General features: G+C 72.8%; 21 protein-coding genes. 13 read left to right on the top strand and 8 right to left on the bottom strand.

The annotated features are described in order from the left end of the window. Positions 1 to 186: 186 nt before the first annotated feature. From AC060L_RS23025 to AC060L_RS23040, 4 genes are all read right to left on the bottom strand, one after another. Positions 187 to 783, bottom strand: coding sequence for a hypothetical protein (locus AC060L_RS23025; protein ID WP_483800758.1), 597 nt, complete (start codon positions 781 to 783; stop codon positions 187 to 189). A 216-nt stretch (positions 784 to 999) separates the two neighbouring features. Next, on the bottom strand, positions 1,000 to 3,168 hold the full coding sequence (locus AC060L_RS23030; RefSeq protein WP_483800759.1) for a 3-hydroxyacyl-CoA dehydrogenase NAD-binding domain-containing protein: 2,169 nt from the start codon (positions 3,166 to 3,168) through the stop codon (positions 1,000 to 1,002). A 24-nt stretch (positions 3,169 to 3,192) separates the two neighbouring features. Continuing rightward, on the bottom strand, positions 3,193 to 4,404 hold the full coding sequence (locus AC060L_RS23035; protein WP_483800760.1) for an acetyl-CoA C-acetyltransferase: 1,212 nt from the start codon (positions 4,402 to 4,404) through the stop codon (positions 3,193 to 3,195). A 2-nt stretch (positions 4,405 to 4,406) separates the two neighbouring features. Further along, a complete protein-coding gene (locus AC060L_RS23040) occupies positions 4,407 to 5,558 on the bottom strand; it encodes a CaiB/BaiF CoA transferase family protein (RefSeq protein WP_483800761.1) in 1,152 nt (383 codons plus the stop codon). A gap of 120 nt (positions 5,559 to 5,678) precedes the next feature. On the opposite strand from AC060L_RS23040, the gene AC060L_RS23045 reads away from it, so the two are divergent. The 5 genes from AC060L_RS23045 to AC060L_RS23065 all read left to right on the top strand — a co-directional run bounded on the left by AC060L_RS23045 (position 5,679) and on the right by AC060L_RS23065 (position 10,019). Beyond that, on the top strand, positions 5,679 to 6,434 hold the full coding sequence (locus tag AC060L_RS23045; protein WP_483800762.1) for an EI24 domain-containing protein: 756 nt from the start codon (positions 5,679 to 5,681) through the stop codon (positions 6,432 to 6,434). After that, positions 6,431 to 7,234, top strand: coding sequence for a GNAT family N-acetyltransferase (locus tag AC060L_RS23050; RefSeq protein ID WP_483800763.1), 804 nt, complete (start codon positions 6,431 to 6,433; stop codon positions 7,232 to 7,234). The genes AC060L_RS23045 and AC060L_RS23050 overlap by 4 nt, the downstream gene beginning before the upstream one ends. Before the next feature lie 84 nt (positions 7,235 to 7,318). Next, the gene (locus tag AC060L_RS23055; RefSeq protein WP_483800764.1) at positions 7,319 to 8,629 is read left to right on the top strand and encodes a sensor histidine kinase; all 1,311 of its coding nucleotides are present in this window, start codon (positions 7,319 to 7,321) and stop codon (positions 8,627 to 8,629) included. Then, positions 8,626 to 9,285 carry a response regulator transcription factor gene (locus AC060L_RS23060; protein ID WP_483800765.1) on the top strand — a complete coding sequence of 220 codons (660 nt, stop codon included), beginning with the start codon at positions 8,626 to 8,628 and terminating at the stop codon, positions 9,283 to 9,285. Before AC060L_RS23055 ends, AC060L_RS23060 begins: the two co-directional genes overlap by 4 nt. Before the next feature lie 77 nt (positions 9,286 to 9,362). Next, complete coding sequence (locus tag AC060L_RS23065; RefSeq protein WP_483800766.1) at positions 9,363 to 10,019, top strand: Pr6Pr family membrane protein; 657 nt, start codon at positions 9,363 to 9,365, stop codon at positions 10,017 to 10,019. Between the two features lie 19 nt (positions 10,020 to 10,038). On the opposite strand, the gene AC060L_RS23070 is transcribed toward AC060L_RS23065, so the two are convergent. Together AC060L_RS23070 and AC060L_RS23075 are read right to left on the bottom strand one after the other, a co-directional pair. Next, entirely contained in the window at positions 10,039 to 10,416 is a 378-nt protein-coding gene (locus tag AC060L_RS23070) for a toxin Doc (protein ID WP_483800767.1), read from the bottom strand. Next, positions 10,413 to 10,640 (bottom strand): hypothetical protein, encoded by a 228-nt coding sequence (locus tag AC060L_RS23075; protein ID WP_483800768.1) that lies wholly within the window; start codon positions 10,638 to 10,640, stop codon positions 10,413 to 10,415. Before AC060L_RS23075 ends, AC060L_RS23070 begins: the two co-directional genes overlap by 4 nt. Positions 10,641 to 10,738: 98 nt before the next feature. Here AC060L_RS23075 and AC060L_RS23080 point away from each other — a divergent pair, with 98 nt between their 5' ends. Then, the gene (locus AC060L_RS23080) at positions 10,739 to 11,266 is read left to right on the top strand and encodes a SigE family RNA polymerase sigma factor (RefSeq protein WP_483800769.1); all 528 of its coding nucleotides are present in this window, start codon (positions 10,739 to 10,741) and stop codon (positions 11,264 to 11,266) included. A 117-nt stretch (positions 11,267 to 11,383) separates the two neighbouring features. Continuing rightward, the gene (locus AC060L_RS23085; RefSeq protein WP_483800770.1) at positions 11,384 to 12,715 is read left to right on the top strand and encodes a hypothetical protein; all 1,332 of its coding nucleotides are present in this window, start codon (positions 11,384 to 11,386) and stop codon (positions 12,713 to 12,715) included. Between the two features lie 63 nt (positions 12,716 to 12,778). Here the strand turns inward: AC060L_RS23085 and AC060L_RS23090 are convergent, their stop codons facing one another. Beyond that, positions 12,779 to 14,389 carry an ABC-F family ATP-binding cassette domain-containing protein gene (locus tag AC060L_RS23090; RefSeq protein WP_483800771.1) on the bottom strand — a complete coding sequence of 537 codons (1,611 nt, stop codon included), beginning with the start codon at positions 14,387 to 14,389 and terminating at the stop codon, positions 12,779 to 12,781. A gap of 363 nt (positions 14,390 to 14,752) precedes the next feature. Here AC060L_RS23090 and AC060L_RS23095 point away from each other — a divergent pair, with 363 nt between their 5' ends. From AC060L_RS23095 to AC060L_RS23115, 5 genes are all read left to right on the top strand, one after another. Further along, positions 14,753 to 16,390, top strand: coding sequence for an ABC-F family ATP-binding cassette domain-containing protein (locus tag AC060L_RS23095; protein WP_483800772.1), 1,638 nt, complete (start codon positions 14,753 to 14,755; stop codon positions 16,388 to 16,390). A gap of 81 nt (positions 16,391 to 16,471) precedes the next feature. Next, positions 16,472 to 17,125 carry a nitroreductase family protein gene (locus AC060L_RS23100; protein WP_483800773.1) on the top strand — a complete coding sequence of 218 codons (654 nt, stop codon included), beginning with the start codon at positions 16,472 to 16,474 and terminating at the stop codon, positions 17,123 to 17,125. A gap of 24 nt (positions 17,126 to 17,149) precedes the next feature. Next, positions 17,150 to 17,776: a GNAT family N-acetyltransferase gene (locus AC060L_RS23105; RefSeq protein WP_483800774.1), complete on the top strand. Its 627-nt coding sequence runs from the start codon at positions 17,150 to 17,152 to the stop codon at positions 17,774 to 17,776. A 188-nt stretch (positions 17,777 to 17,964) separates the two neighbouring features. Further along, a complete protein-coding gene (locus AC060L_RS23110; RefSeq protein WP_483800775.1) occupies positions 17,965 to 19,491 on the top strand; it encodes a carbohydrate binding domain-containing protein in 1,527 nt (508 codons plus the stop codon). A gap of 32 nt (positions 19,492 to 19,523) precedes the next feature. After that, the gene (locus AC060L_RS23115; RefSeq protein WP_483800776.1) at positions 19,524 to 20,444 is read left to right on the top strand and encodes an oxidoreductase; all 921 of its coding nucleotides are present in this window, start codon (positions 19,524 to 19,526) and stop codon (positions 20,442 to 20,444) included. 64 nt (positions 20,445 to 20,508) lie between these two features. On the opposite strand, the gene AC060L_RS23120 is transcribed toward AC060L_RS23115, so the two are convergent. Further along, positions 20,509 to 22,146, bottom strand: a complete 1,638-nt coding sequence (locus AC060L_RS23120; protein WP_483800777.1) for an isovaleryl-CoA dehydrogenase — start codon at positions 22,144 to 22,146, stop codon at positions 20,509 to 20,511. Positions 22,147 to 22,279: 133 nt separating this feature from the next. On the opposite strand from AC060L_RS23120, the gene AC060L_RS23125 reads away from it, so the two are divergent. Further along, positions 22,280 to 22,837: an NUDIX hydrolase gene (locus AC060L_RS23125; protein WP_483800778.1), complete on the top strand. Its 558-nt coding sequence runs from the start codon at positions 22,280 to 22,282 to the stop codon at positions 22,835 to 22,837. Positions 22,838 to 22,866 lie beyond the last annotated feature (29 nt).

Raw genomic sequence — 22,866 nt, forward strand, 5'->3', positions numbered from 1 at the left:
ACCGACCGACACTGACAACGCCCTTCACCGGCCACGCGCGGGCGGCGTCTGCTCGACGAGGACGCCCGTCACCCGCTCCAGGACGATCACCTCCTGGTAGGCGCGGTCGAGCACCGCTGCGCCCAGGTTCAGGTGAGATGGCTGTGTACCCAGCGGGAGATGTTCGTGATTCCGGGCCGCCGTGCCTCAAAGACCCAGCTTGCCCTTGCCCTTGAGCGCGAAGCCACCCTTGATGACCGGCCCGTCCGGCGCCGCGGACATGCACTTCGTCAGCAGTGGCTGGCCCGGCTGCGTCGCACCGGAGATGCCGACCAGGCTCGGGCCGTCGCCCTTGCCGGCGGCGTAGAAGCTCAGGCCCATCCGGATGTGCTGCTTCAGCAGGTCCTGCCAGTACGGGCCGGCGTCGACCAGGGTGCCGGTGACGGTCGCGGTCGGGCCGCCGGTGGTCATGCAGTCCACCGCGAAGTCGCCCCAATTGACCAGCGGCGGCTTGCCGTTGCCCTGCGACATGCTGTGGTGGATCCGGAAGGTGCCCCAGGAGCTGGTCGGGAAGACGGGGTGCATCTGGTCGAAGGTGGCGTGCGCGTCGACGCTGACCTCGACGTCGTCGGCGGTGACGGGGTAGGCCAGCCGGGCCGTTCCCTCGATGCCGGCCGTGACGGAGCCGGCGGCCGGGGAGCCCGGGGTGGGGGCTGCCGAGGCGGTCTGCATGACCGCCGTGGTGGTGGTCGCGGCGACCAGCAGGGCGAGGACGGCGGCGGTGCGCGGGATCGTCTTGAGCACGATGGTCTCTCCGATGCAGAGTCAGCACTGGTGTGAACGTGCTGATGATCCTGCCGAGTTGGCGTCACCGGGGCATCACTCAGGAGAGCTGACTGTGAGGGCGACAACACCGTCCGCGGGGACGAGCGGCGCTCCCCCACCCGGGGGAGGAAAGACGGGGGCCCCGGCCGCAACCCACTGCGGCCGGGGCCCGCACGCTCGCCAGGGGCGATGGCGTCAGTCCTTGAACGTGCCGCCCTCCGCCGCCACCCGCTCCAGCAGCGGCGGCGGGGTGAAGCGATCGCCGTAGGCGGCGGCCAGCTCACGGGCGCGGTCGGCGAAGCCGGGCACGCCGCCGGGGTAGCCGTTGATGTACTGGAGCACGCCGCCGGTCCAGGCCGGGAAGCCGATGCCGAGGATGGAGCCGACGTTCGCGTCGGCGACCGAGGTCAGCACGCCCTCCTCCAGGCAGCGCACGGTGTCGATCGCCTCGGCGAAGAGCATCCGCTCCTTGAGGTCCTCGAACGGCAGCTGCACGTCGGCGCGGGTGAAGTGCTCGCGCAGGCCGGGCCACAGGCGCAGCCGCTTGCCGTCGCCGTCGTACTCGTAGAAGCCCGCGCCGCCGCTGCGGCCGGGGCGGTCGAACTCGTCGAGCATCCGGTCCATCACCAGGTCGGCGGGGTGCGGCTGCCAGACGCCGCCCGCCGCCTCGACCGCGCGCCGGGCCTCGCCGCGGATCTTGCGCGGCAGCGTCAGCGTCAGCTCGTCGAGCAGCGAGAGCACCTTGGCCGGGTAGCCGGCCTGCGCGGCGGCCTGCTCGATGCTGGCCGGCTCGACGCCCTCGCCGACCATCGCGACGCCCTCGTTGATGAACTGGCCGATCACCCGGGAGGTGAAGAAGCCGCGCGAGTCGTTCACCACGATCGGGGTCTTGCCGATCCGCCGGACCAGGTCGAAGGCGCGGGCCGTCGCCTCCTCGCCGGTCCGCTCGCCCTTGATGATCTCGACCAGCGGCATCTTGTCCACCGGCGAGAAGAAGTGCAGGCCGATGAAGTCGGCCTCGCGGTCGACTCCCTCCGCCAGCAGGCTGATCGGCAGCGTCGAGGTGTTGGTGCAGAGCAGCGCGTCGGCGTCCACCACGCCCAGGATCTCCTGGAAGACCTTCTGCTTGAGCTCGACGTTCTCGAAGACCGCCTCGATCACCGCGTCGCAGCCGGCCAGATCGGCGGCCTCGGCGGTCGGGGTGATCCGGGCCAGCAGCTCGTCGCGCTGGGCCGCGGTGCTGCGGCCGCGCGCCACGGCCCTGTCCAACAGCGCGGCCGAGTAGGCCTTTCCGCGCTCGGCGGCCTCGACCGTGACGTCCTTGAGCAGCACCTGAAGGCCCGCCTTCGCGCAGGAGTACGCGATGCCCGCGCCCATCATGCCCGCGCCGAGCACCGCGACCCGGCGCACCGGCCGCTCGGGGATCCCGTCGGGCCGTCCCGCACCGGAGTTGACGGCCTGCATGTCGAAGAAGAGCGCCTGGATCATGTTCTTGGCGGTCTGGCCGCAGACCAGCTCGGTGAAGTAGCGGGCCTCGACGGCCATCGCGGTGTCCACGTCCACCTGGCTGCTCTCCACCGCCGCCGCCAGCACGTTGCGCGGCGCCGGGTACGGCGCACCGGCCAGCTGCTTGCGCAGGTTGGCCGGGTAGGCGGGGAGTTGGGCGGCGAGCGCGGGGGTGGCCGGGGTGCCGCCGGGGATCTTGTGACCCTTGACGTCCCACGGCTGCACGGCGCTCTCGTTGGCGGCGATGAAGGCGCGTGCCTTGGTCAGCAACTCCTCATCGGTCGCGGCGAGTTCGTGCACCAGGCCGGCCTCCAGCGCAGCCGCCGGGCGGTACTGACGGCCGGTCAGCAGCACCTTGAGCAGCGCGTCGGCCAGGCCGAGCAGCCGCACCGTGCGGACCACACCGCCGCCACCGGGCAGCAGGCCGAGCGTCACCTCGGGCAGGCCGATCTTGCTGGACGGCACGTCGAGCGCGACCCGGTGGTGACAGGCCAGCGCGAGCTCCAGGCCGCCGCCGAGCGCGCTGCCGTTGATCGCGGCGACGACCGGACGGCCGAGCTTCTCGAGCGCCCGCAGCGAGCGCTTGATCCGCATCGAGGACTCGAAGACCTGCTCGGCGTCCTCGGGGCCGGCTGCCGAGAGCAGCCGAAGGTCGCCGCCGGCGAAGAAGGTCTTCTTCGCCGAGGTGATGATCACGCCGCGCAGGTTCTCGGTCTGCCCGAGCCGGGCGACGGTGGCCTCGAAGGCGTCGCTGAACGCGGCGTTCATGGTGTTGACGGACTGCGTGGGGTCGTCGAGGACGAGGGTGACGATGCCCTCCTGGTCCTGCTCCCAGCGGATAACGGTCTGCTCGCTCATGAGAGTTGTCTCCAGGAAGGGGGGTCAGATGCGCTCGACGATGGTGGCGACACCCATGCCGCCGCCGACGCACAGGGTGGCCAGGCCGTAGCGCAGGTCGCGCCGCTCCAGCTCGTCGATCAGGGTGCCGAGGATCATCGCGCCGGTCGCGCCGAGCGGGTGGCCGAGCGCGATCGCGCCGCCGTTCACGTTCACCTGCTCGTGGGAGAAGCCGAGTTCACGCACGAAGCGGAGCACGACCGCGGAGAACGCCTCGTTGATCTCCACCAGGTCGATGTCCGCGGCGGTCAGCCCGGCCTTGGCCAGCGCCTTGCGGGTGGCCGGCGCGGGGCCGGTCAGCATGATGGTCGGCTCCGAGCCGGAGACGGCCGCCGCGACGATCCGCGCGCGCGGGCGCAGCCCGTACCGCTCGCCGACCTCGCGCGAGCCGATCGCCACCAGCGAGGCGCCGTCCACGATGCCGGAGGAGTTGCCGGCCGTGTGCACGTGGTCGATCCGCTCGACCCAGTGGTACTTCTGCAGCGCCACGGCGTCGAAGCCGCCCGCCTCGCCGATGCCGGCGAAGGCCGGCTTGAGGCCCGCCAGGGTCTCCACCGTGGTCGCCGGGCGCAGGTACTCGTCGCGCTCCAGCACGATCAGGCCGTTGCGGTCGCGGACCGGGACGACCGAGCGGTCGAAGAGCCCGTCCGCCTGCGCCTTGGCCGCGCGGGCCTGCGACTCGGCGGCGAACGCGTCCACGTCGGCGCGGGTGAAGCCCTCGATGGTGGCGATCAGGTCGGCGCCGATGCCCTGCGGGACGAACGAGGCCTCGAAGTTGGTCATCGGGTCCATCGCCCAGGCGCCGCCGTCCGAGCCCATCGGGACCCTGGACATCGACTCCACACCGCCCGCCAGCACCAGGTCCTCCCAGCCCGAACGGACCTTGGCGGCAGCCAGGTTGACGGACTCCAGGCCGGAGGCGCAGAACCGGTTCTCCTGCACGCCGGCCACCGTGTCCGGCAGCCCGGCGGCGATCGCGGCGATCCGCGCGATGTCGGAGCCCTGGTCGCCGAGCGGGCTGACCACGCCGAGCACCACGTCGTCGATCGCGGCCGGGTCGAGGTCGGGCATCCGGCGGCGCATCTCGTGGATCAGGCCGACCACCAGGTCCACCGGCTTGGTGCCGTGCAGGGAGCCGTTCTTGCCGCGCCCGCGCGGGGTGCGGATCGCCTCGTAGACGTACGCTTCGGTGGTCACCGTTACTGCCTCTCTGCAGGGTTGGTCGAATCGAGCTCGGGGACGCCCCAGTCGCGGGCCACCTCGGCGGTGTCGGCGCCGGGCAGTGCGGGCGGGCGGCGCAGTGCGCCGGGGGTGGCGGAGAACCGCGGGGCCGGCGCGGGCTGGGTCACGCCGCCGCGCTCCAGGTAGGTGCCGCGGGCCGTCAGGTGCGGATCAAGAGCTGCCTGACGCATCGTCAGCACCGGTGTCACGCAGGCGTTCGAGCCGGCGAAGACGGCGGTCCACTCGGCGCCGGTGCGGGCGGCGAACCGGGTCGCGATCCGGGCCCGCAACTCGGGCCAGCGGGCGGTGTCGTACTGTCCGGGCGCGTCCTCGCCGAGCTCCAGCAGGCGGGCGAACTCGGCGTAGAACTGCGGCTCCAGCGCGCCGACGGCGAAGTAGCCGCCGTCGCTCGCCTGGTAGCCGGCGTAGAACGGCGTGCTGCCGTCGAGGAAGTTGCGCCCGCGGGCGTCCTGCCAGCGGCCCTCGGCGAGCAGGCCCCAGAAGAGCGTGGCGAGATGGGCCGTGCCGTCGACGATCGCGGCGTCCACCACCTGGCCGGTGCCGGTGCCGCGCGCGTGCTGCAGCGCGGCGAGCAGGCCGACGACCAGGTAGAGCGAGCCGCCGGCGTAGTCACCGAGCAGGTTGAGCGGCACCGCCGGCGGCCCGTCGGCCGGGCCGATCATGCTCAGCACGCCGGTCAGCGCGGTGTAGCCGATGTCGTGGCCCGCGGTGTCGGCGAGCGGGCCGGACTGGCCCCAGCCGGTCATCCGCCCGTAGACCAGGCGCGGATTGCGTGCCAGGCACTGCTCGGGGCCGACTCCCAGCCGCTCCGCCACGCCGGGGCGGTACCCCTCGATCAGCAGATCCGCCCGCTCGGCCAGCGCCAGCACGGTCTCGGCGCCACCGGGCGACTTGAGGTCCACCAGCACCGAGCGCTTGTTCCGGTTCGTCAGGTCCTGGGCCGGATCGCCGTCGAGCGGCGAGCGGGTCGGCCGGTCCACCCGCACCACATCGGCCCCGAGGTCGCCGAGCAGCATCCCCGCGAACGGTCCGGGCCCGATCCCGGCAAGCTCCACCACCCGCACCCCGGCGAGCGGGCCGCTTGGCGGTGGGTTCTCCGACTGCGCCACCCTGGTCGTCTCCTCGCGAGCGTGACAGTAGAGCTGTAACACTGGGGATGGTATGCCGGTGACCCGCCAGTAACAAGGGCGACTCGTAGGCCTGCCCAGGGCCGCTCTAGTCTGGCGCGCATGAGTGATCTTGTGGCCGGGTGGGTCGGGCTGTGGCGGGGGCAGCGCTGGGTGCTGCGCAATCCGCGCTGGTGGGGGTTCGGCATGGTCCCCGCACTGGTGGCGCTGCTGGTGTCGTGGGCGCTGCTCGGTGTGCTGGCGTACTGGCTCGGCGACCTCGTCACCTGGGCGACCCCGTTCGCCGACACCTGGGCGGCCGGCTGGCAGCGGACGTTCCGGGACCTGGTCAGCGCACTGGTGCTGGGTGGGGCGGTGCTGCTGTCGGTGGTCGGCTTCACGGCGCTGGCGCTGGTGATCGGCCAGCCGTTCTACGAGCGACTGGCCCGGCAGGTCGCACCGCCGCCGGCCGGCGCGCCCGAAGTCGGCATCGCCGACTCCCTGCGCGCCGGGCTGCGGGTCGGGCTGCGGGCGGCCGCCTGCGCGGTCGGGCTCTTCGCGCTGGGCTGCGTGCCGGTGGTCGGGCAGCTGCTGGCGCCGGCGCTCGGCTTCTGCGTCTCCGGCTACTTCCTCACCGTGGAGCTCACCACGACCGCGTTCGACCTGCGCGGGATCCCGCCGCGCGAGCGGCTGCGCGGCCGGCGGATGCTCGCGGTCGGCTTCGGGGCGCCGCTGGTGCTCGCCTTCCTGGTGCCGTTCGCGACGGTGCTGCTGATGCCGGGCGCGGTGGCGGGCGCGTCGCTGCTGGTGGAGGAGCTGACCGCCGGCCGGCGGGGCCGGGAAATCCCGTTGACGGCCGTCCTAGAGTCGTCCGGGTGACCGATGCACGCACTGATCCCAGTGACCTCCAGGAATTCCTCGCCGCCTACGACGCCCAGCTGCGCGGCGGCTTCGACGGGCCGAACGTCCGGCACGACTACGACGGCGCGGTGCTCCGGGTCACCGGTGGGCACGAGGGCTTCGTCAGCACGCCGCCCGACCTCGGCGTGCGCGGCGCCGAGCTGGACGAACTGATCGCCCGGCAGGTGCAGTTCTTCGCCGCCCGCAGCGAGCCCTTCGAGTGGAAGACCCGCGGGCACGACGAGCCCGCCGACCTGACCGACCGGCTGCGCGCCGCCGGGCTGGTCGCCGGGGGCCGGGAGACGGTCCTGGTCGGGCGCACCGCCGAGATGACCGCCGAACCGCAGCTGCCGCCGGAGGTCACGCTGCGCTGGACCACCGACCCGGCGGACGCGGACCGGATCGCCGACATGGAGACCGCCGTCTGGGACACCGACATGGGCTTCGTCTCCGGCTTCCTCAGGGGCCAGCTGACCGAAGTGCCCGACCGGATCGCGATCCTGGTCGCGGAGGCGGACGGTGTGGTCGTCTCCGCCGCCTGGCTGGTGCTGCGGCCCGACACGGACTTCGCCGGCCTGTGGGGCGGCTCGACGCTCGCCGCCTGGCGCGGCAAGGGCGTCTACCGCGCCCTGGTCGCCCGCCGCGCCCAGCTCGCGCTGGAGCGCGGCTACCGCTACCTGCACGTGGACGCGAGCGACGACAGCTCCCCGATCCTCCAGCGCCTCGGCTTCCTGGCGATCACCAGCACGACCCCGTACACCTGGAAGCCGGCGGAGTAGCGGCCGTCGTCCCCCGTGCGGGGGAGGCCGGGATCAGCCCGGGGCCTGACGGCCGATCAGGCGGCCAGGCATAGGGTCAGGTGCATGAGACGGCCGGTGGGGGCTCTGTTCGGGCGGCGGGCGCGGCTGCGCTGGGTGCACCTGGTGCTGGGCGGCGCGCTGCTGATGCCGTTCTGGATGCTCGCCAACGTGCTGACCGGCGCGCTGCTGCCGGGTGACACCGGACCGCGCACCCTGCTCACCCAGCTACTCGCGCTGCCACTGTCGCTGCCGATGGCCTGGCTGGCGGGGCTGCTGCCGGTCACCCGGGAGCTGGTCCGCGCCGCGACCCGGGCGCTGGCACAGGCAGGCCTCGGCGAGCCGGCCACCGGACCGGCCGCCTCGTGGGCCGCCCGGCGGCGCACCGCGCACTGGTTCACGCTGCACCTGCTGCTCGGCGGGATCGTCAGCGGCATGTCGATCTCGATCCCGCCGGTGGTCGTGGTGCTCTGCGTCGCGCCGAGGACGGTCTTCGACAGTCCGCCGCTCGGCTGGTCGCGCCACGGCTTCGGGCCGACCGAGCTGCGGGGTCTCGAACTCGCCTCCGGCCTGCTCGCGCTGCTGGTCCTGACGACCGCCGCCGCCGGTGCGCTGCTGGCCCGCCAGGCACCACGGCTGCTCGGCCCGACCGCCGGCGAGCGGCTCGCGGCCGCCGAGCAGCGGGCGCTGGTGCTGGCCCAGCGCAACCGGCTGGCCAGGGAACTGCACGACTCGGTGGGCCATGCGCTGAGCGCCGTGTCGATCCAAGCGGCCGCCGCCGGGCGGGTGTTGCACACGGACCCGGATTTCGCGGCCGAGGCGCTGGCGGCGATCGAGCAGGTCGCCCGTGAGGCGGTGGCCGAACTGGACACCGTGCTCGGCCTGTTGCGCGAGGACGCCGACCCGAGCGCGAATGCGAATACAGGCACAGGCCCGACGTTGGCCGCGCTGCCCCAGCTGGTGCGCCAACTCGCGCTGGCCGGTGTCACGGTGGAGACGGCCTGCGGCCCCGGACTGGACCGGCTGCCCGCGCCGCTCTCCCGCGAGGCGTACCGGATCGTCCAGGAGGGCCTGACCAACGTGCTGCGGCACGCCGGCGCCGTCCCGGCCACGCTCCGCCTCGAACTGCGGGACGGACGGCTGGCGCTGGAGCTGACCAACCCGATCGGTGCCGACCGGCCGAACCGGCCGGGCGGCGGGCGCGGACTGCGCGGCATCACCGAACGCGCCGTCGCCCTGCATGGCGAGAGCGAGAGCGGCCGGACGGCGGACGGACGCGCGTGGCGTCTCGCGGTCCGGCTGCCGCTCTCACCCGGGCCATCTCGCGCCACACAGCCACCACTCCCCCTGTCACCACCAGCAAGGAGCCACCCATGACCGGCACCCCGATCCGCGTCCTGGTCGCCGATGACGAGCGCCTGGTCCGGCTCGGCCTGCGGGTGGTGCTCGACGCCGAGCCGGACCTGACCGTCGTCGGCGAGGCGGCCGACGGGAGCGAGGTCCTCCCCCTGGTCCGCGAGACCGGCCCCGACATCGTGCTGATGGACGTCCGGATGCCGGTGCTCGACGGCATCCAGGCCACCCGGGAGCTGCTGCGCGCGCTGCCGGAGCCACCGCGGGTCCTGGTGGTCACCACGTTCGAGAACGACGACTACGTCTACCAGGCGCTGCAGGCCGGGGCCGCCGGCTTCCTGCTCAAGCGGGCCCGAGCCGAGGAGATGGTGCAGGCGGTCCGGCTGGTGGCCCGCGGCGATTCGCTGCTCTACCCGGCCGCGATCCGCGAGCTCGCCGCCGGCCGCGCCCCGAGCCGCCCCGAGCCTGCGGGCCCGGTGCGCCGGCTCACCGAGCGCGAGGGGCAGGTGCTGCGCCTGATGGCAACCGGTCTGAGCAACGGCGAGATCGCCGCCGAGCTGGTGGTCAGCCCGGAGACGGTCAAGACGCACGTCGGCGCCGTGCTGGCCAAGCTCGGCGCCAGGGACCGGACCCAGGCGGTGATCGCGGCGTACGAGTCGGGCTTCGTGCTGCCGGGCTGACTTTCCGGCCTACCCATGGGTAGAGTGCAACACTCCCCCCACTCAAGATCAGCCCACTCAAGACCCAGGTGACCTGCATGAACGTCTGGACTCGCCCCGCACTCTGGTGGCGCCTGGCCATCGTCCTCTCGTCCGGCCTCGGGCTGATCCTGGGCACGGGATCGCTGGTGTACTTCACCGTCGAGAGCAACGTGATCGTGCTGGGCACCTTCGCCGGAGCGGCGTACTGGATGGTCAAGCGCGGCACGGTGGACGCTCCGGCGCCCCGGCTGCGCGGCGCCGCCACGCTCTACATCCTGATCACCGGGCTGGTCGCGCACATCCTGCTGAACCACGGCGCCAACCCGCTGCCGGGCCTGACGTCCGGTCCGGACCGGCTGCAGAACTGGTCCTCGTTCCTGCTGCACTACACGACGCCCGTGATGGTCCTGATCGACTGGTTCTGCCTCAAGCCGCGCAGTGCCTCGCACTGGCGCGACATGCCGCTCTGGCTCTGCTTCCCGCTCGGCTACGCCGCGGTGACGATGGCCCGGGCCGCGCTCTTCCCCGGTTTCCCGAACAAGTACCCGTACTTCTTCTTCGACCCGAGCCAGCGCGGCTACGGCTACGTCTGGCTCCAGATCGCCCAGCTGACGGTGGAGTTCATCGTGCTCGCGGCGTTCGTGGTCGGCCTGGACCGGCTCGGCACCGCGGTGCGCGGCAGGCTGGTGCGCACCCGGCCCGCCGCCAGCTGAACGCGTCGGCGCAGCATGACTAGATCCGCCAGGCCCTGATCCGCTCGGCCGCCACGAAGATGTCCGCCTTCGTGTCGGCCACGTCCCGGGCGAGCTCGACCAGCGCGCCGTACGGCGGATCGATGCCCTCCTTGGCGGCGTGCATGTACGCGGCCGTCGCCATGCAGGCGTAGAGGTTGTTGCGGACCGGCAGCGGTCGCAGCAGCACGATGGTGTGCATCAGCGCGGCCGCGCACCAGGCCGGGTCGGCGTCGTGGCCGAGCTGCGCGGTGTTCACCCGGTGCCTGGCGACGGCGGCCTGGAGCGCCGAATAGTCGCGCACGCTCAAGTCCTCCGGGGAGGCCTGCTCCTGGACGTCGAGGAGCCAGCGGATATCGACGTGCAGGATCTGCATCACGCCGCGCTGCGCTTCGCGCCGGGCGTGTCCTCGGGGAAGGCGGCGTCGAACTCCTCCAGGTGCGCGTTCCAGAACGCGACCGCGTGGTTGACGAAGGTCCGTCGCTGCTGCTCACGCACGCTCAGATCGTGCACGTACGCCTTCACGGTCTTGCCGTCCGCCGCCGCGGCCTCTCGGATCGCGGCCAGCTCGGCCTCGGTGTACTCGATATTGAGAGCTGGCATGCCGTTCAGGCTACCGGAGGGGTACCGGCACCGGACAGGGTCGTAGATTTTCCTCCGGACACTGCAACATGATCCCAACGACATCGCGTTAGCCGGGCATGGACCACACGACGACCGAGCCGGGACCACCGGGCCCACTGGACTTCCTGGACTTCGCGGCAGCACGGAGCGGCCAGCTGTACAAGACCGCCTACCTGCTGACCGGTGGTGACGCGCACCTCGCCGAGGACCTGGTGCAGGAGGCCCTGAGCCGGATGTACACCCGCTGGCGGCGGCTGTCCCGGCTGGAGAACCCGGCCGGCTACGCGCAGACCGTGCTGGTCAACGCCTTCCTGACGCTGCGCCGGCGGCGCAGCAGCACCGAGCGGGTGACGTACCGGTTCCCCGAGATCGCCGTCCGCGATCCGGATCCCGCGCTGCGGCTGACGCTGCTCAGTGCCCTGCAAGAGGTGTCACCGCAGGACCGGGCCGTGCTGGTGCTGCGCTTCTGGGAGGACCGCAGCGTCGAGCAGACCGCGGCCGCCCTGAACCTGAGCTCCACGGCCGTGCGCTCGCGCAGCCACCGTGCGCTGGCGCGGATGCGCCAGCTGCTGGGCGACAACTTCGCCGAGCGCACGTCTCCCTGAGCCTTGCCCGGACGCTCCCCGGTCCGGCCGGCCTACCCGGATCCCTCCCGCTCCCCCGGCTCCGCGGGATCCCCGAAGACTCTCTCCCAGAAGATCATCGAGAAAGCGGTGTTCCGCATGCCTCTTGACGACGAGCAGTTCGACGACACACCGTTCGCCGACGAGTTCGCCCGCGCCCTGCACGCGGCCGGCGACGTCGCCCCGCCGGCCGGGAACGAGGCGCTGGCCCTCGGCGCGGCCCGGCGCGGCCGCCGGCGGCAGCGCCGCAACGCGGTGACCGCCAGCGTGGCCGTGGTGTTGCTGGCCTGCGGCGGCGTCGCGGCGGCCGTGCAGCTCGGCGCGCATCGCGCCGACGGCCGGATCGCGCCCGCCGCGCCGACGGTCACCCCGACCACCTCCGCCACCCCGAGCACCCCCGGCACCCCGAGCACCTCCGCCACCCCCACCGCGAGCGCCGGCCCGGTGAGTTCCGACCGGATGCTCGATCTCCTCAAAGCCCGGCTGCCCGCGGAGCTGAAGCTGAGCAACGCGCGTGGTCAGGGCACCGAGCCGGACCCCAGCGAGAAGCTTCCGGGGGAGCCGTTGGCCTCCTACACGACCACCGATGCCCAGGGCACGGGCAGCGTCCAGATCATCATCTCGCGCGACCCGGCGCCGGTGGACCTGAGCTCGGCACAGTACGCGTGCCTGACCCAATCCGTGACGGCCTACCAGTGCACCCGTACCGCCCAGCCGGACGGGGCGTACCTGAGGGTGGCCGATGAGCAGGGGGGCTCGCCGAACCGTGAGCAGCTCCGCAGCGCCGTGCTCCAGCGGCCCGACGGCCTGATGGTCACCGTCACCTCGTACAACGCCTCACTCGGTGACGGCCCGTCCGACCCCAGTCGGGCGGAACCCCCGCTGACCACGGCGCAGCTGAGCGCGCTCGCGCTCGACCCGGCCTGGCAGACGGTCGGCGCCGCGGTGAAGCCCGGCATCGGCAACGGCGTCTCCTGGCGGGCCGTGCCACTCGCCGACCTGCTGAACACGACCGCCGCGCTACTGCCCGCCGGTCTGACCGAGGCCGAGACGGGCGGCGAGCTCTCCTTCGCGCACTTCACCGTGAACGACGGGCAGGGCAAGAGCTTCGTCCGGGTGTCGGTGGAGGACTGGAGCGTCTTCAAGCCTGGCCGGATCAGCGGCGCGGACATCACCGGCGAGTTCACCGACGCGACCACCCTGGCGGACGGGACCAAGATCCTCACCACCGAGGACGAGCCGTACGGCGGCCACGACGGGCTGCTGCGCAACTCCGTGCGGATCCTGCGGCCGGACAAGATGCTGATCGAGGTGGAGTCGTTCAACGCCGCCTCGTACACCGGCGGTGTCGACCGTGCCGAGCCGGCGCTGACGCTCGACCAGCTGAAGGCGATCGCGCTCAGCCCGAGCTGGCACGCCCCGGCGAACTGACCGGATGGGTGGGGGCCTCCCGCACGAGGGGACGGGAGGCCCCCACCCATCCGAGCACCCCCGTCACATCGGCTCCACCTCCCGCAGCCCGTCCTCGTCCAGCAGCAGCCAGCGGGTCAGCCCGAGCCGGCGCAGGAACGGCAGGTCGTGGCTGGCCACGATCAGCGCGCCCTGGTAGGACTCCAGCGCCTCGGTGAGCTGGCGCATGCTCGCCAGGTCGAGGTTGTTGCTCGGCTCGTCGAGCAGCAGCAGCTGCGGTGGCGGGTCGGCCAGCAGCAGCGCCGCCAGCGTGGCGCGGAACCGCTCGCCGCCGGAGAGCGTGCCGGCCAGCTGGTCGGCGCGCCCGGCGCGGAACAGGAACCGGGCCAGCTTCGCCCGGACCAGGTTGTCCCCCACCGAGGGGGCCAGCGCCTTGACGTTGTCCGCCACGCTCAGCGCGTCGTCCAGCAGGTCGAGCCGCTGCGGCAGGTACCTGATCTGCACCGGCGTGTTGAGCTCGCCGGCCAGCGGCGCGAGCTCACCGGCGATGGTGCGCAGCAGGGTGGTCTTGCCGCTGCCGTTGCGCCCGATCAGCGCGACCCGCTCGGGCCCGCGCAGCTCCAGCTTGACGCTCGCGCCGAAGACCGGGCGCACATTGTCCAGGCCCAGCACGGTGCGCCCGGCCGGGACTTCGGTGCGCGGCAGGTCGATCCTGATCTCGGCGTCGTCCCGCACCGCGTCCTCGGCGGCGGTCAGCCGGTCGCGGGCGTCGGTGAGCCGCTCGGTGTGCAGGTTGCGGTGCTTGCCGGCCGAGACCTGCGCCTGCCGCTTGCGCTCCTGCATGATGATCTTGGGCTCGCGCTTCTGCTCGTACATCTTCTTGCCGTACCGCACCCGGCGGGCCAACTTGACCTGGGCCTCGGCGAGTTCGCGCTCCTGCCGCTGCACGTCGCTCTCGGCGACCCGGACCATCCGCTCGGCCGCCTCCTGCTCGGCGGCCAGCGCCTGCTCGTAGTCGGCGTAGTTGCCGCCGTACCAGCTGACCTCGCCGTCCCGCAGGTCGGCGATCTGGTCCACGTGCTGCAGCAGCTCGCGGTCGTGGCTGACGATCACCATCACGCCGCCCCAGCCGGCCACCGCCTCGTAGAGCCGGGCGCGGGCCGAGAGGTCGAGGTTGTTGGTCGGCTCGTCGAGCAGCAGCACGTCGGGCCGCTCCAGCAGCAGCGCGACGAGCCGCAGCAGCACCGCCTCGCCGCCGGAGAGCTCACCGGTGGTGCGGTCCAGCCGGAGGTGCCCGAGACCGAGCCTGTCGAGCTCGGCGACGGCGCGCTCCTCGACGTCCCAGTCGTCGCCGAGCACGGTGAAGTGCTCGGGCGAGACGTCCCCGGACTCGATCGCGTGCAGCGCCTCGCGCCGCGCCCGGATGCCGAGCGCCTCGTCCACCCGCAGGCGGGTGTCGAGCGTGAGGTCCTGCGGCAGGTAGCCGACCTCGCCACCGATCCGCACGCTGCCGGCGGTCGGCGTGAGCTCACCCGCCAGCAGCCGCAGCAGGGTGGACTTGCCGGCGCCGTTGAGGCCGATCAGGCCGGTGCGGCCGGGGCCGACCGCGAGGTGGAAATGGTCCAGCACGGGCTTGCCGTCCGGCCACTCGAAGCTGAGGTCGGTGCAGAGGATCGAGGTGGTAGCTGATGCCATGAATGGCCTCCTGCGGGTTGCTCGTCACGGTGGGTGGCAACACGGGAGACACCGCGGGACGGCAGCCGGACGGCGAGGCGGGAGGGAAGGTCACCCAGGGGCCGGAAAAGGGCTCCGCGCAGGGATCGGCTCCACACCGAGGTCAGCGGCACACGTCTCCACCGCGCGAGGGACTCAGCGCGGGAGCGGTGTCTCAGGACCTCAGTAGAGCAACGGCCTTCTCCTGTTCGGACTGTTCGGGCGTGACTTCGGGCCCCGGCGGGGACCGCCGTGACCAACGAGCTTCACGGTACGACCGCCGCCCGCCACCCCGCAAAGGCTTTTTCCGGCCGTTCCGACCGGCCGTTTAGGATCGTAGGCATCATGAGTGCCACTCTCGTAACCAAGGATCTGGCCGCCGGCCACGGCGACCGCACCCTCTTCTCCGGTCTCGACCTCGTCGTCACCCCCGGCGAGGTGACCGGACTGGTCGGCGTCAACGGCGCCGGCAAGTCCACCCTGCTGCGGCTGCTGGCCGGGCTGGACCGGCCGGAGGGCGGCTCGATCACGCTCAGCCCGCCGAGCGCGACGGTCGGCTTCCTGCCGCAGGAGCCCGAGCGCCGCCCCGGCGAGTCGATCCGCGACTTCCTGTCCCGGCGCACCGGCGTCGCCGCCGCCCAGGCCGAGCTGGACGCCGCCACCGAGGGCCTGGTCGAGGGCCGCCCCGGCGCCGACGACGCCTACGCCGACAGCCTGGACCGCTGGCTGAACCTCGGCGGCGCCGACCTGGACGAGCGGGCCGAGGAGGTGGCCGCCTCGCTCGGCCTGCGGATCGGCCTGGACCAGGAGATGACCTCGCTCTCCGGCGGCCAGGCGGCCCGCGCCGGCCTCGCCTCGCTGCTGCTCTCCAAGTACGACGTCTTCCTGCTGGACGAGCCGACCAACGACCTCGACCTCGACGGCCTGGACCGGCTGGAGGCGTTCGTCAAGGGCCTGCGGGCCGGCACCGTGCTGATCAGCCACGACCGTGAGTTCCTGGCCCGCACGGTGAGCCGGGTGGTCGAGCTGGACCTGGCCCAGCAGCAGGTCAACGTGTACGGCGGCGGCTACGACTCCTACCTCGCCGAGCGCGAGCGGGCCCGGATGCACGCCCGCGAGGAGTACGAGGAGTACGCCGACACCAAGGCCGGCCTGGAGGCCCGCTCCCGGATGCAGAAGGGCTGGGCGGACAAGGGCGTGCGCAACGCGCTCAAGAAGAACCCGGACAACGACAAGAACCGCAAGGCCGCGGCCGTCTCCTCCTCGGAGAAGCAGGCCGCCAAGGCCAAGCAGACCCAGCGCATGATCGAGCGCCTGGAGGTGGTCGAGGAGCCGCGCAAGGAGTGGGAGCTGCGGATGGAGATCGCGATCGCGCCGCGCTCCGGCTCGGTCGTCGCGACGCTCCGTCAGGCCGTCGTGCAGCGCGGTGAGTTCGCGTTCGGGCCGGTGGACCTGCAGATCGACTGGGCGGACCGGGTGGCGATCACCGGCGCGAACGGCGCCGGCAAGTCCACGCTGCTCGCCGCGCTGCTCGGCCGGCTCGAACTCGACTCCGGCCAGGCATCGTTGGGCTCCGGCGTGGTGATCGGCGAGGTGGACCAGGCGCGCGGGCTGTTCTTCGGCGCCGAGACGCTGCTGGCGGCCTTCGGGGCCGCCGTGCCCGAGCTGACCGCGGCCGACGTCCGCACGCTGCTGGCCAAGTTCGGCCTGAAGGCGGCGCACGTACTGCGCCCGGCCGACACGCTCTCGCCGGGCGAGCGGACCCGCGCGGCGCTCGCGCTGCTGCAGGCCCGCGGGGTCAACCTGCTGGTGCTGGACGAGCCGACCAACCACCTGGACCTGGTGGCCATCGAGCAGCTCGAATCGGCGCTCGCCTCGTACACCGGCACGCTGCTGCTGGTCACCCACGACCGGCGGATGCTGGAGGCGGTCTCGGTCAACCGGCGCCTCGCGGTGGCCGACGGCAAGGTCTCCGAGCTGTAGTCGCGTAGCGGCCGGCAGCCGTCGCACCCGGAGAGCGGGCGAGAGGTTTAGACCTCCCGCCCGCTCTCCATACTCCGACGTATGACCACCTACCCCACGGTCCCCCTGCACCCGATGACGGTCCCGGCCCAGGAGGCCGCCGACCGCTGCCGGAGCTTCCACGACGTGATGGCCCAGCGCCGGACCGTCCGCGACTACGACCGCCGCCCGGTCCCGGACGACGTGATCGACTGGGCGATCCGCACCGCCGCGACCGCGCCGAGCGGCGCGCACGTCCAGCCCTGGCGCTTCGTGGTGATCACCGATCCGGCGCGCAAGCGGCAGCTGCGCGAGGCCGCCGAGGCCGAGGAGCGCGAGTTCTACGCGCACCGCGCCTCCGCGGAGTGGCTGGCCGCGCTCGCGCCGATCGGCACCGACTGGCAGAAGCCGTTCCTGGAGGACGCACCGGCCGTCATCGTGGTCTTCGAGGTCCACAAGGGCCCCAACTCGCCGCGCCCGTACTACACCAAGGAGTCGGTCGGGATCGCGGTGGGCCTGCTGCTGGCCGCGCTGCACCAGGCCGGGCTGGCCACATTGACGCACACGCCGAGCCCGATGAGGTTCCTCAACGAGGTCTGCGAGCGCCCGGCCGAGGAGCGCGCCGCCTATGTGATCCCGGTCGGCTACCCGGCCGAGGGGGCGCGCGTGCCCGACCTGCACCGCAAGGAGCTGGACGAAATTCTGGTCCGGCTCTGACCGGCCTCGGACATAATGCGGATCATGAACCACACCGCCGAAGGGCCTGTCACCCCGCCCCTGCCGGCCGACGAGCGGCCGCCCGAGCTGCTCGCACTGCCGGACGGATTCACGCTGCGCCGCCGCACGCTCGATGACGCCGCCGCGATGAACGCCGCCGTGGTGCGCAACCTCGCGCACCTGCGGCCGTGGATGGTCTGGGCGGACGCGGCGCCGACCCTGGCCCGCACCCAGGAGATGACCCTCAGCGGCAACGAACTCTGGCTGGCCGGAAGCGACTTCCTCTTCGTGCTCGGCCGGGCGGACGAGCCGGGCAGCGTGCTCGGCTCGTTCGGGCTGCACGGACGGGTCGGCCCGGGGGCGCTGGAGATCGGCTACTGGGTGGACGCCGGCTACACCGGCCGCTCGCTGGCCACCAACGGCGCCGCCGCACTGACCGCGGCGGCGCTGGCGCTGGCCGGGATCGACCGGGTCGAGATCCACTGCGACGAGGCGAACGCGGCCAGCGCCGCCGTGCCGCGCAAGCTCGGCTACCGGCTGGACCGGATCGCGCTGGTCGAGCCGCAGACGCCGGCCGAGACCGGGCGCAAGATGATCTGGACCACCGAGCGCCCGAGCAGCCCCGGCAGCGGTTCGCTCGACCTCGGCTGACGGCCCGTCACCTTAAGCGCGCCGTAAGGCACCGGGGATCCGTTCGAGATCCATTGACTTGGTCTGTTGGTCTAGTCCATCTTGGGCGCAGCTGTTGCGCAGCTGTTCGGACCTCCCACTCCGCCGCCCCGCACTCCCCCACAGCCGTGCCGGGCGGCGGCCAGACCACCGTCCCGAAAGGCACCCCCATGCCACGCGCGCTCCACCGCCAGGCCGTCCCGCGCCGGGCCAAGCTCCTCTCGCTCGGCTGCGCCGCCCTGCTGGCCACCGGCGCGCTCACCGCCCTCGCGGTGAACGCCGACGCCGCCGACGGCAACCTGCTGGCCGACCCCGGCTTCGAGAGCGGCCTGGGTCCGTGGAGCTGCTCGGCCGGCACCGGATCAACCGTCAGCAGCCCGGTGCACAGCGGCAGTTACGCACTCCAGGGCGCCGCGAGCAGCAGCGACACCGCACAGTGCAGCCAGACCGTCACGGTGCAGCCGAACACCACGTACGCGCTGAGCGCCTGGGTGCAGGGCAGCTACGTCTACCTCGGCGCGACCGGCGCGGGCGTCACCGACCCGGCCGTCTGGACGTCCAGCGCGGGCGCCTGGAGCCAGCTCAGCGGCGGCTTCACCACCGGCCCGAACACCACCAGCGTGACGGTCTACCTGCACGGCTGGTACGGGCAGGGCTCGTACCTGGCGGACGACGTCGTGCTGACCGGCCCCGGCGCCCCGACCCCGCCGCCCAGCTCCCAGCCCCCGACGTCCCAGCCGCCGACCAGCACGCCCCCCACCAGCACACCCCCGACCACGCCGCCGAGCACCCCGCCGGTCTCCCCGCCGCCCAACGTGGCGATCCCGGTGGCCCCTTACGTCGACATGGGCGCCTGGCCGACCCCCTCGCTGACCGCCGACGCGGCCGGCAGCGGGATCAAGTCCTACACCCTCGCCTTCGTCACCAGCGTGGGCTGCAAGGCCAGTTGGTTCAACGCCTACGACCCGCGGGCGGCCTGGGCCGGCGACCAGATCAACGCGATCCGGGCGGCCGGCGGCGACGTCAAGGTCTCCTTCGGCGGCGCCTCCGGCACCGAACTCGCCGCCGCCTGCCCGACGGTGGACTCGCTCTTCGCCGAGTACGACGCCGTGGTCAGCGCGTACAACCTGAAGTACGTCGACTTCGACATCGAGGGCGCCGCGGTCTCCGACACCGCCGGCAACGACCGCCGCTCGGCCGCCCTCGCGCTGCTGCAGAAGGCGCACCCGGGGCTGAAGGTCTCGCTCACGCTCCCCGTGCTGCCCGAGGGCCTCACCTCGGACGGCCTGAACGTCGTGCGCTCCGCGATCAACGCCGGTGTCGACCTCGACCTGGTCAACGTGATGGCGATGGACTACGGCCGCCCGTCCACCAACTACGGCGACGCCGCCGTGCAGGCCGCGCAGAGCACCCACGACCAGCTGAAGACGCTCTACCCGGCCAAGACCGACGCGCAGCTCTGGGCCGGCGTCGGCGTCACGCCGATGATCGGCGAGAACGACGACCACAACGTCTTCGACCAGGCCGCCGCGCAGCAGCTGGTCACCTTCGCCCAGCAACACCACCTCGGCGAGCTGGCCTTCTGGGAGATGAGCCGGGACGCCAACGCCTGCACCGGCGGCGCGCTCTACAAGTGCACCAACGTGCCGCAGCAGCCGTTCGACTTCTCGAAGATCTTCAACCGCTACCAGGGCTGACCTGCGCGTTGCCGAGCTGCCAGAATCCGATCATGAACTCTGAGAAGATCACCGCGGCCACCACGGCCAATGCGGGCAGCGCGGGCACCTGGCAGCTCGGCGACCTGACGGTCAACCGGATCGGCTTCGGCGCGATGCGGCTGACCGGCAGCGGCGCCTTCGACATCGGCACGCCGAGCAACCGTGAGCGGGTGATCGGCGTGCTGCGCCGCGCGGTCGAGCTCGGCGTGAACCACATCGACACCGCGGCGTTCTACTTCTCCTGGCTGCGCTCCGCGAACGAGCTGATCAACGCGGCGCTCGGCCCGTACCCGGACGACCTGGTGATCACCACCAAGGTCGGGCCGGGCCGCGACCCCTCCGGCGAGTGGTACAAGGCCACGCCGGAGCAGCTGCGCGGCCAGGTCGAGGAGAACCTGCGCCAGCTCGGCCGCGACCACCTGGACGTGGTCAACTACCGCTCGATGTCGCGCAGCAAGCCGATCGCCGAGTACTTCGGCGCACTCGCCGAGCTGCGCGAGGCCGGGCTGATCCGGCACCTGGGCGTCTCCAACGTCACCCCCGAGCAGCTCGCCGAGGCCCGCGCGATCGCGCCGGTGGTCTGCGTGCAGAACCGCTACGGGATCGGCGTCGAGCCGGCCGAGCGCGCGCTGCTGCGGGCCTGCGGCGAGCAGGGCATCGCGTTCGTCCCGTTCTTCGCGATCGCGGGCAGCGGCCGCGAGGAGGGGGCCGGCACCGCCGGGGCCGAGAGCGAGCAGTTGCTCGACATCGCCCGCGCGCACGGCGCGTCGCCCGCGCAGATCCGCCTCGCCTGGACCCTGCACCAGGGCCCGCACGTGCTGGCGATCCCCGGCACCGGCAACCCGGATCACCTGGTGGAGAACCTCGCCGCCGGTGCGCTGCGGCTCACCGAGCAGGAGATGGCCGTCCTGGACGCGCTGCCGCAGGGCTGAGCCGGGGCGCCTGCGGTCCACCGGATCGAGCGGAAGCCGCTCGATCCGGTGGATCCTCCGATCCTCAGACCGCCGGCACCATCCGCGCCCGCGCGATGATCGCCTCGGTGTCCACCCCCGCCGGCAGCGTGCCGAACGCCCCGCCGTGGTCGCCACCGAGCCGCGAGGCGCAGAACGCGTCCGCCACGGCCGGGTCGGCGTAGCGCACCAGCAGCGAGCCCTGCAGCGCGAGCGCCATCGACTCGACCACCCGGCGGGTGCGGTACTCCAGCTCGCCCGGGTCGGCGAGTTCCTTGCGCAGCCCGGCGATCGCGGCGTCGAGCCGCCGGTCGGCGCCGGCCGCGGTGTCGAGCTCGTCGAAGTACGCGTCCAGCGACTGCGGGCTGCGCGCCATCGCGCGCAGCGCGTCCAGCGCCGCGACGTTGCCCGAGCCCTCCCAGATCGAGACCAGCGGCGCCTCCCGGTAGAGCCGCGGCATGCCGGACTCCTCGACGTAGCCGTTGCCGCCCAGGCACTCCAGCGCCTCGGCCGCGTGCGCCGGACCGCGCTTGCAGACCCAGTACTTGCTGACCGCCAACCCGAGCCGCTTGAGCAGCAGTTCGCTCTCCTCACCGGCCAGCCCGCGGTCGGTCGCCTCGGCGAGGCGCAGCGCGACCGTGGTCGCCGCCTCGGACTCCACGGCGAGGTCGGCCAGCACGTTGCTCATCAGCGGCTGGTCGATCAGCGCGGCGCCGAACGCCCGCCGGTGGGTGGCGTGTTGGACCGCGCGCTGAACGCCGAGCCGCATCCCCGAGGCGGCGCCGAGCGTGCAGTCGAGCCGGGTCATGTTGACCATCTCGATGATGGTCGGCACCCCGCGCCCCTCCTCGCCGACCAGCCAGCCGACCGCCTCCTCGTACTCCAGCTCGGCCGAGGCGTTGGACCGGTTGCCGAGCTTGTCCTTGAGCCGCTGGATCCGCAGCGCGTTGCGGGTGCCGTCCGGCAGCACCCGCGGCAGCAGGAAGCAGCTGAGCCCGCCCGGCGCCTGAGCGAGCGTCAGGAACACGTCCGACATCGGCGCCGAGGTGAACCACTTGTGCCCGAGCAGCCGGTAGCTGCCGTCCCCGCTCGGGATCGCGGTGGTCGTGTTGGCCCGCACGTCCGAGCCGCCCTGCTTCTCGGTCATCGACATGCCGGCGATCAGCCCGCGCTTGCCGTGCGGCTCGCGCAGGCCGAAGTCGTAGACGGTGGAGGCGAGCAGCGGCTCCAGCCACTCGGCGAGCGCCGGCGTGGTGCGCAGCGCCGGGACGGAGGCGTAGGTCATCGAGATCGGGCAGCTGTGGCCGGCCTCGACCTGGCCCCAGAGGTAGAACTTCGCGGCCCGCGCGGTGTGCGCGCCGGGCCGGGCGTCCTGCCAGGGGGCCGCGTGCATGCCGTGCGAGACGGCGACCCGCATCAGCTCGTGCCAGGCGGGGTGGAACTCCACCTCGTCGATCCGGTGGCCGTAGCGGTCGTGGGTGCGCAGCACCGGCTCGTTCTCGTTCGCCAACCGGCCCCACTCGGCGGCCTGTTCGGTGCCGGCCAGGGCGCCGAGCTCGCGCAGCTCGGGCTCGGCCCAGCCGGCGCCGGCCCGGTGCAGCGCGGCGAGCAGCGCCGGGTCCTCGGCGGTGTTGTGGCCGTACGGCGGCGGGACCTGGTTGGTGACCTCGTGGGTGTGCGGCATGCCCTGGCTCCTACGGTTCCTACCGATGAGTAATGAAGTTCCAGCTTGCCTCATCTTGGCAAAGAAGAGGAGGGGCCCGGCCGGGAACGGGAGGGGCCGGGCCGTCACGCACCCGGCGCACTACGATCGGCCGATGACGGAAACCACCGATCTCGCGAATCGGCCACAGGACAGATATCCGCTGCTCTTCGCCCCACAGCGCTGGGAGTGGGGCGACATGGACGCCCGCTTCGGCACCGAACTGCCGCCGGACGAGCTGATCACCAACATCCACCTGATCGGGTTCAGCGACGGCCTGGTGGTGCTCTGCCGGGACGCCCGCGGCCACTGGTTCCTGCCCGGCGGCACCCGCGAGGCGGGCGAGAGCGTCGAGAGCTGCCTGGCGCGCGAGCTGCGCGAGGAGGCCGGCGCCCGGCTGCTCGGCGCGCCGGTCTGGGTCGGCGCGCACCGGGCCGTGACGGACCGTCCGACGCCGTACCGGCCATGGCAGCCGCACCCGGAGAAGGCGTGGCTCTGGGGCTGGGGCGAGGTGACGGTCGACTCCGAGCCGACCAATCCGGCGGACGGCGAGCAGGTCGTCGAGGTGCGCGCGATGCCGGCCACCGAGGCGGCCGCGCTGCTGGTGAACGGGCGCGAGCCGTGGTGGGGCGAGCTGATCGCGCTGGCGGCCGAGGACCGCGCCGGGCGCTGACGAATTGACGGGGCGTGCGGCCACTGCCG

It is taken from the genome of Kitasatospora sp. NEAU-69 (assembly GCF_057158765.1).

Coding starts and splice junctions, on each gene's coding strand:
- AC060L_RS23115 (WP_483800776.1), top strand. CDS start 19,524: ATGAACTCTGAGAAGATCACCGCGGCCACCACGGCCAATGCGGGCAGC.
- AC060L_RS23075 (WP_483800768.1), bottom strand. CDS start 10,640: ATGCCAGCTCTCAATATCGAGTACACCGAGGCCGAGCTGGCCGCGATC.
- AC060L_RS23045 (WP_483800762.1), top strand. CDS start 5,679: ATGAGTGATCTTGTGGCCGGGTGGGTCGGGCTGTGGCGGGGGCAGCGC.
- AC060L_RS23095 (WP_483800772.1), top strand. CDS start 14,753: ATGAGTGCCACTCTCGTAACCAAGGATCTGGCCGCCGGCCACGGCGAC.
- AC060L_RS23090 (WP_483800771.1), bottom strand. CDS start 14,389: ATGGCATCAGCTACCACCTCGATCCTCTGCACCGACCTCAGCTTCGAG.
- AC060L_RS23125 (WP_483800778.1), top strand. CDS start 22,280: ATGACGGAAACCACCGATCTCGCGAATCGGCCACAGGACAGATATCCG.
- AC060L_RS23100 (WP_483800773.1), top strand. CDS start 16,472: ATGACCACCTACCCCACGGTCCCCCTGCACCCGATGACGGTCCCGGCC.
- AC060L_RS23110 (WP_483800775.1), top strand. CDS start 17,965: ATGCCACGCGCGCTCCACCGCCAGGCCGTCCCGCGCCGGGCCAAGCTC.
- AC060L_RS23085 (WP_483800770.1), top strand. CDS start 11,384: ATGCCTCTTGACGACGAGCAGTTCGACGACACACCGTTCGCCGACGAG.
- AC060L_RS23120 (WP_483800777.1), bottom strand. CDS start 22,146: ATGCCGCACACCCACGAGGTCACCAACCAGGTCCCGCCGCCGTACGGC.
- AC060L_RS23055 (WP_483800764.1), top strand. CDS start 7,319: ATGAGACGGCCGGTGGGGGCTCTGTTCGGGCGGCGGGCGCGGCTGCGC.
- AC060L_RS23105 (WP_483800774.1), top strand. CDS start 17,150: ATGAACCACACCGCCGAAGGGCCTGTCACCCCGCCCCTGCCGGCCGAC.
- AC060L_RS23030 (WP_483800759.1), bottom strand. CDS start 3,168: ATGAGCGAGCAGACCGTTATCCGCTGGGAGCAGGACCAGGAGGGCATC.
- AC060L_RS23065 (WP_483800766.1), top strand. CDS start 9,363: ATGAACGTCTGGACTCGCCCCGCACTCTGGTGGCGCCTGGCCATCGTC.
- AC060L_RS23060 (WP_483800765.1), top strand. CDS start 8,626: ATGACCGGCACCCCGATCCGCGTCCTGGTCGCCGATGACGAGCGCCTG.
- AC060L_RS23080 (WP_483800769.1), top strand. CDS start 10,739: ATGGACCACACGACGACCGAGCCGGGACCACCGGGCCCACTGGACTTC.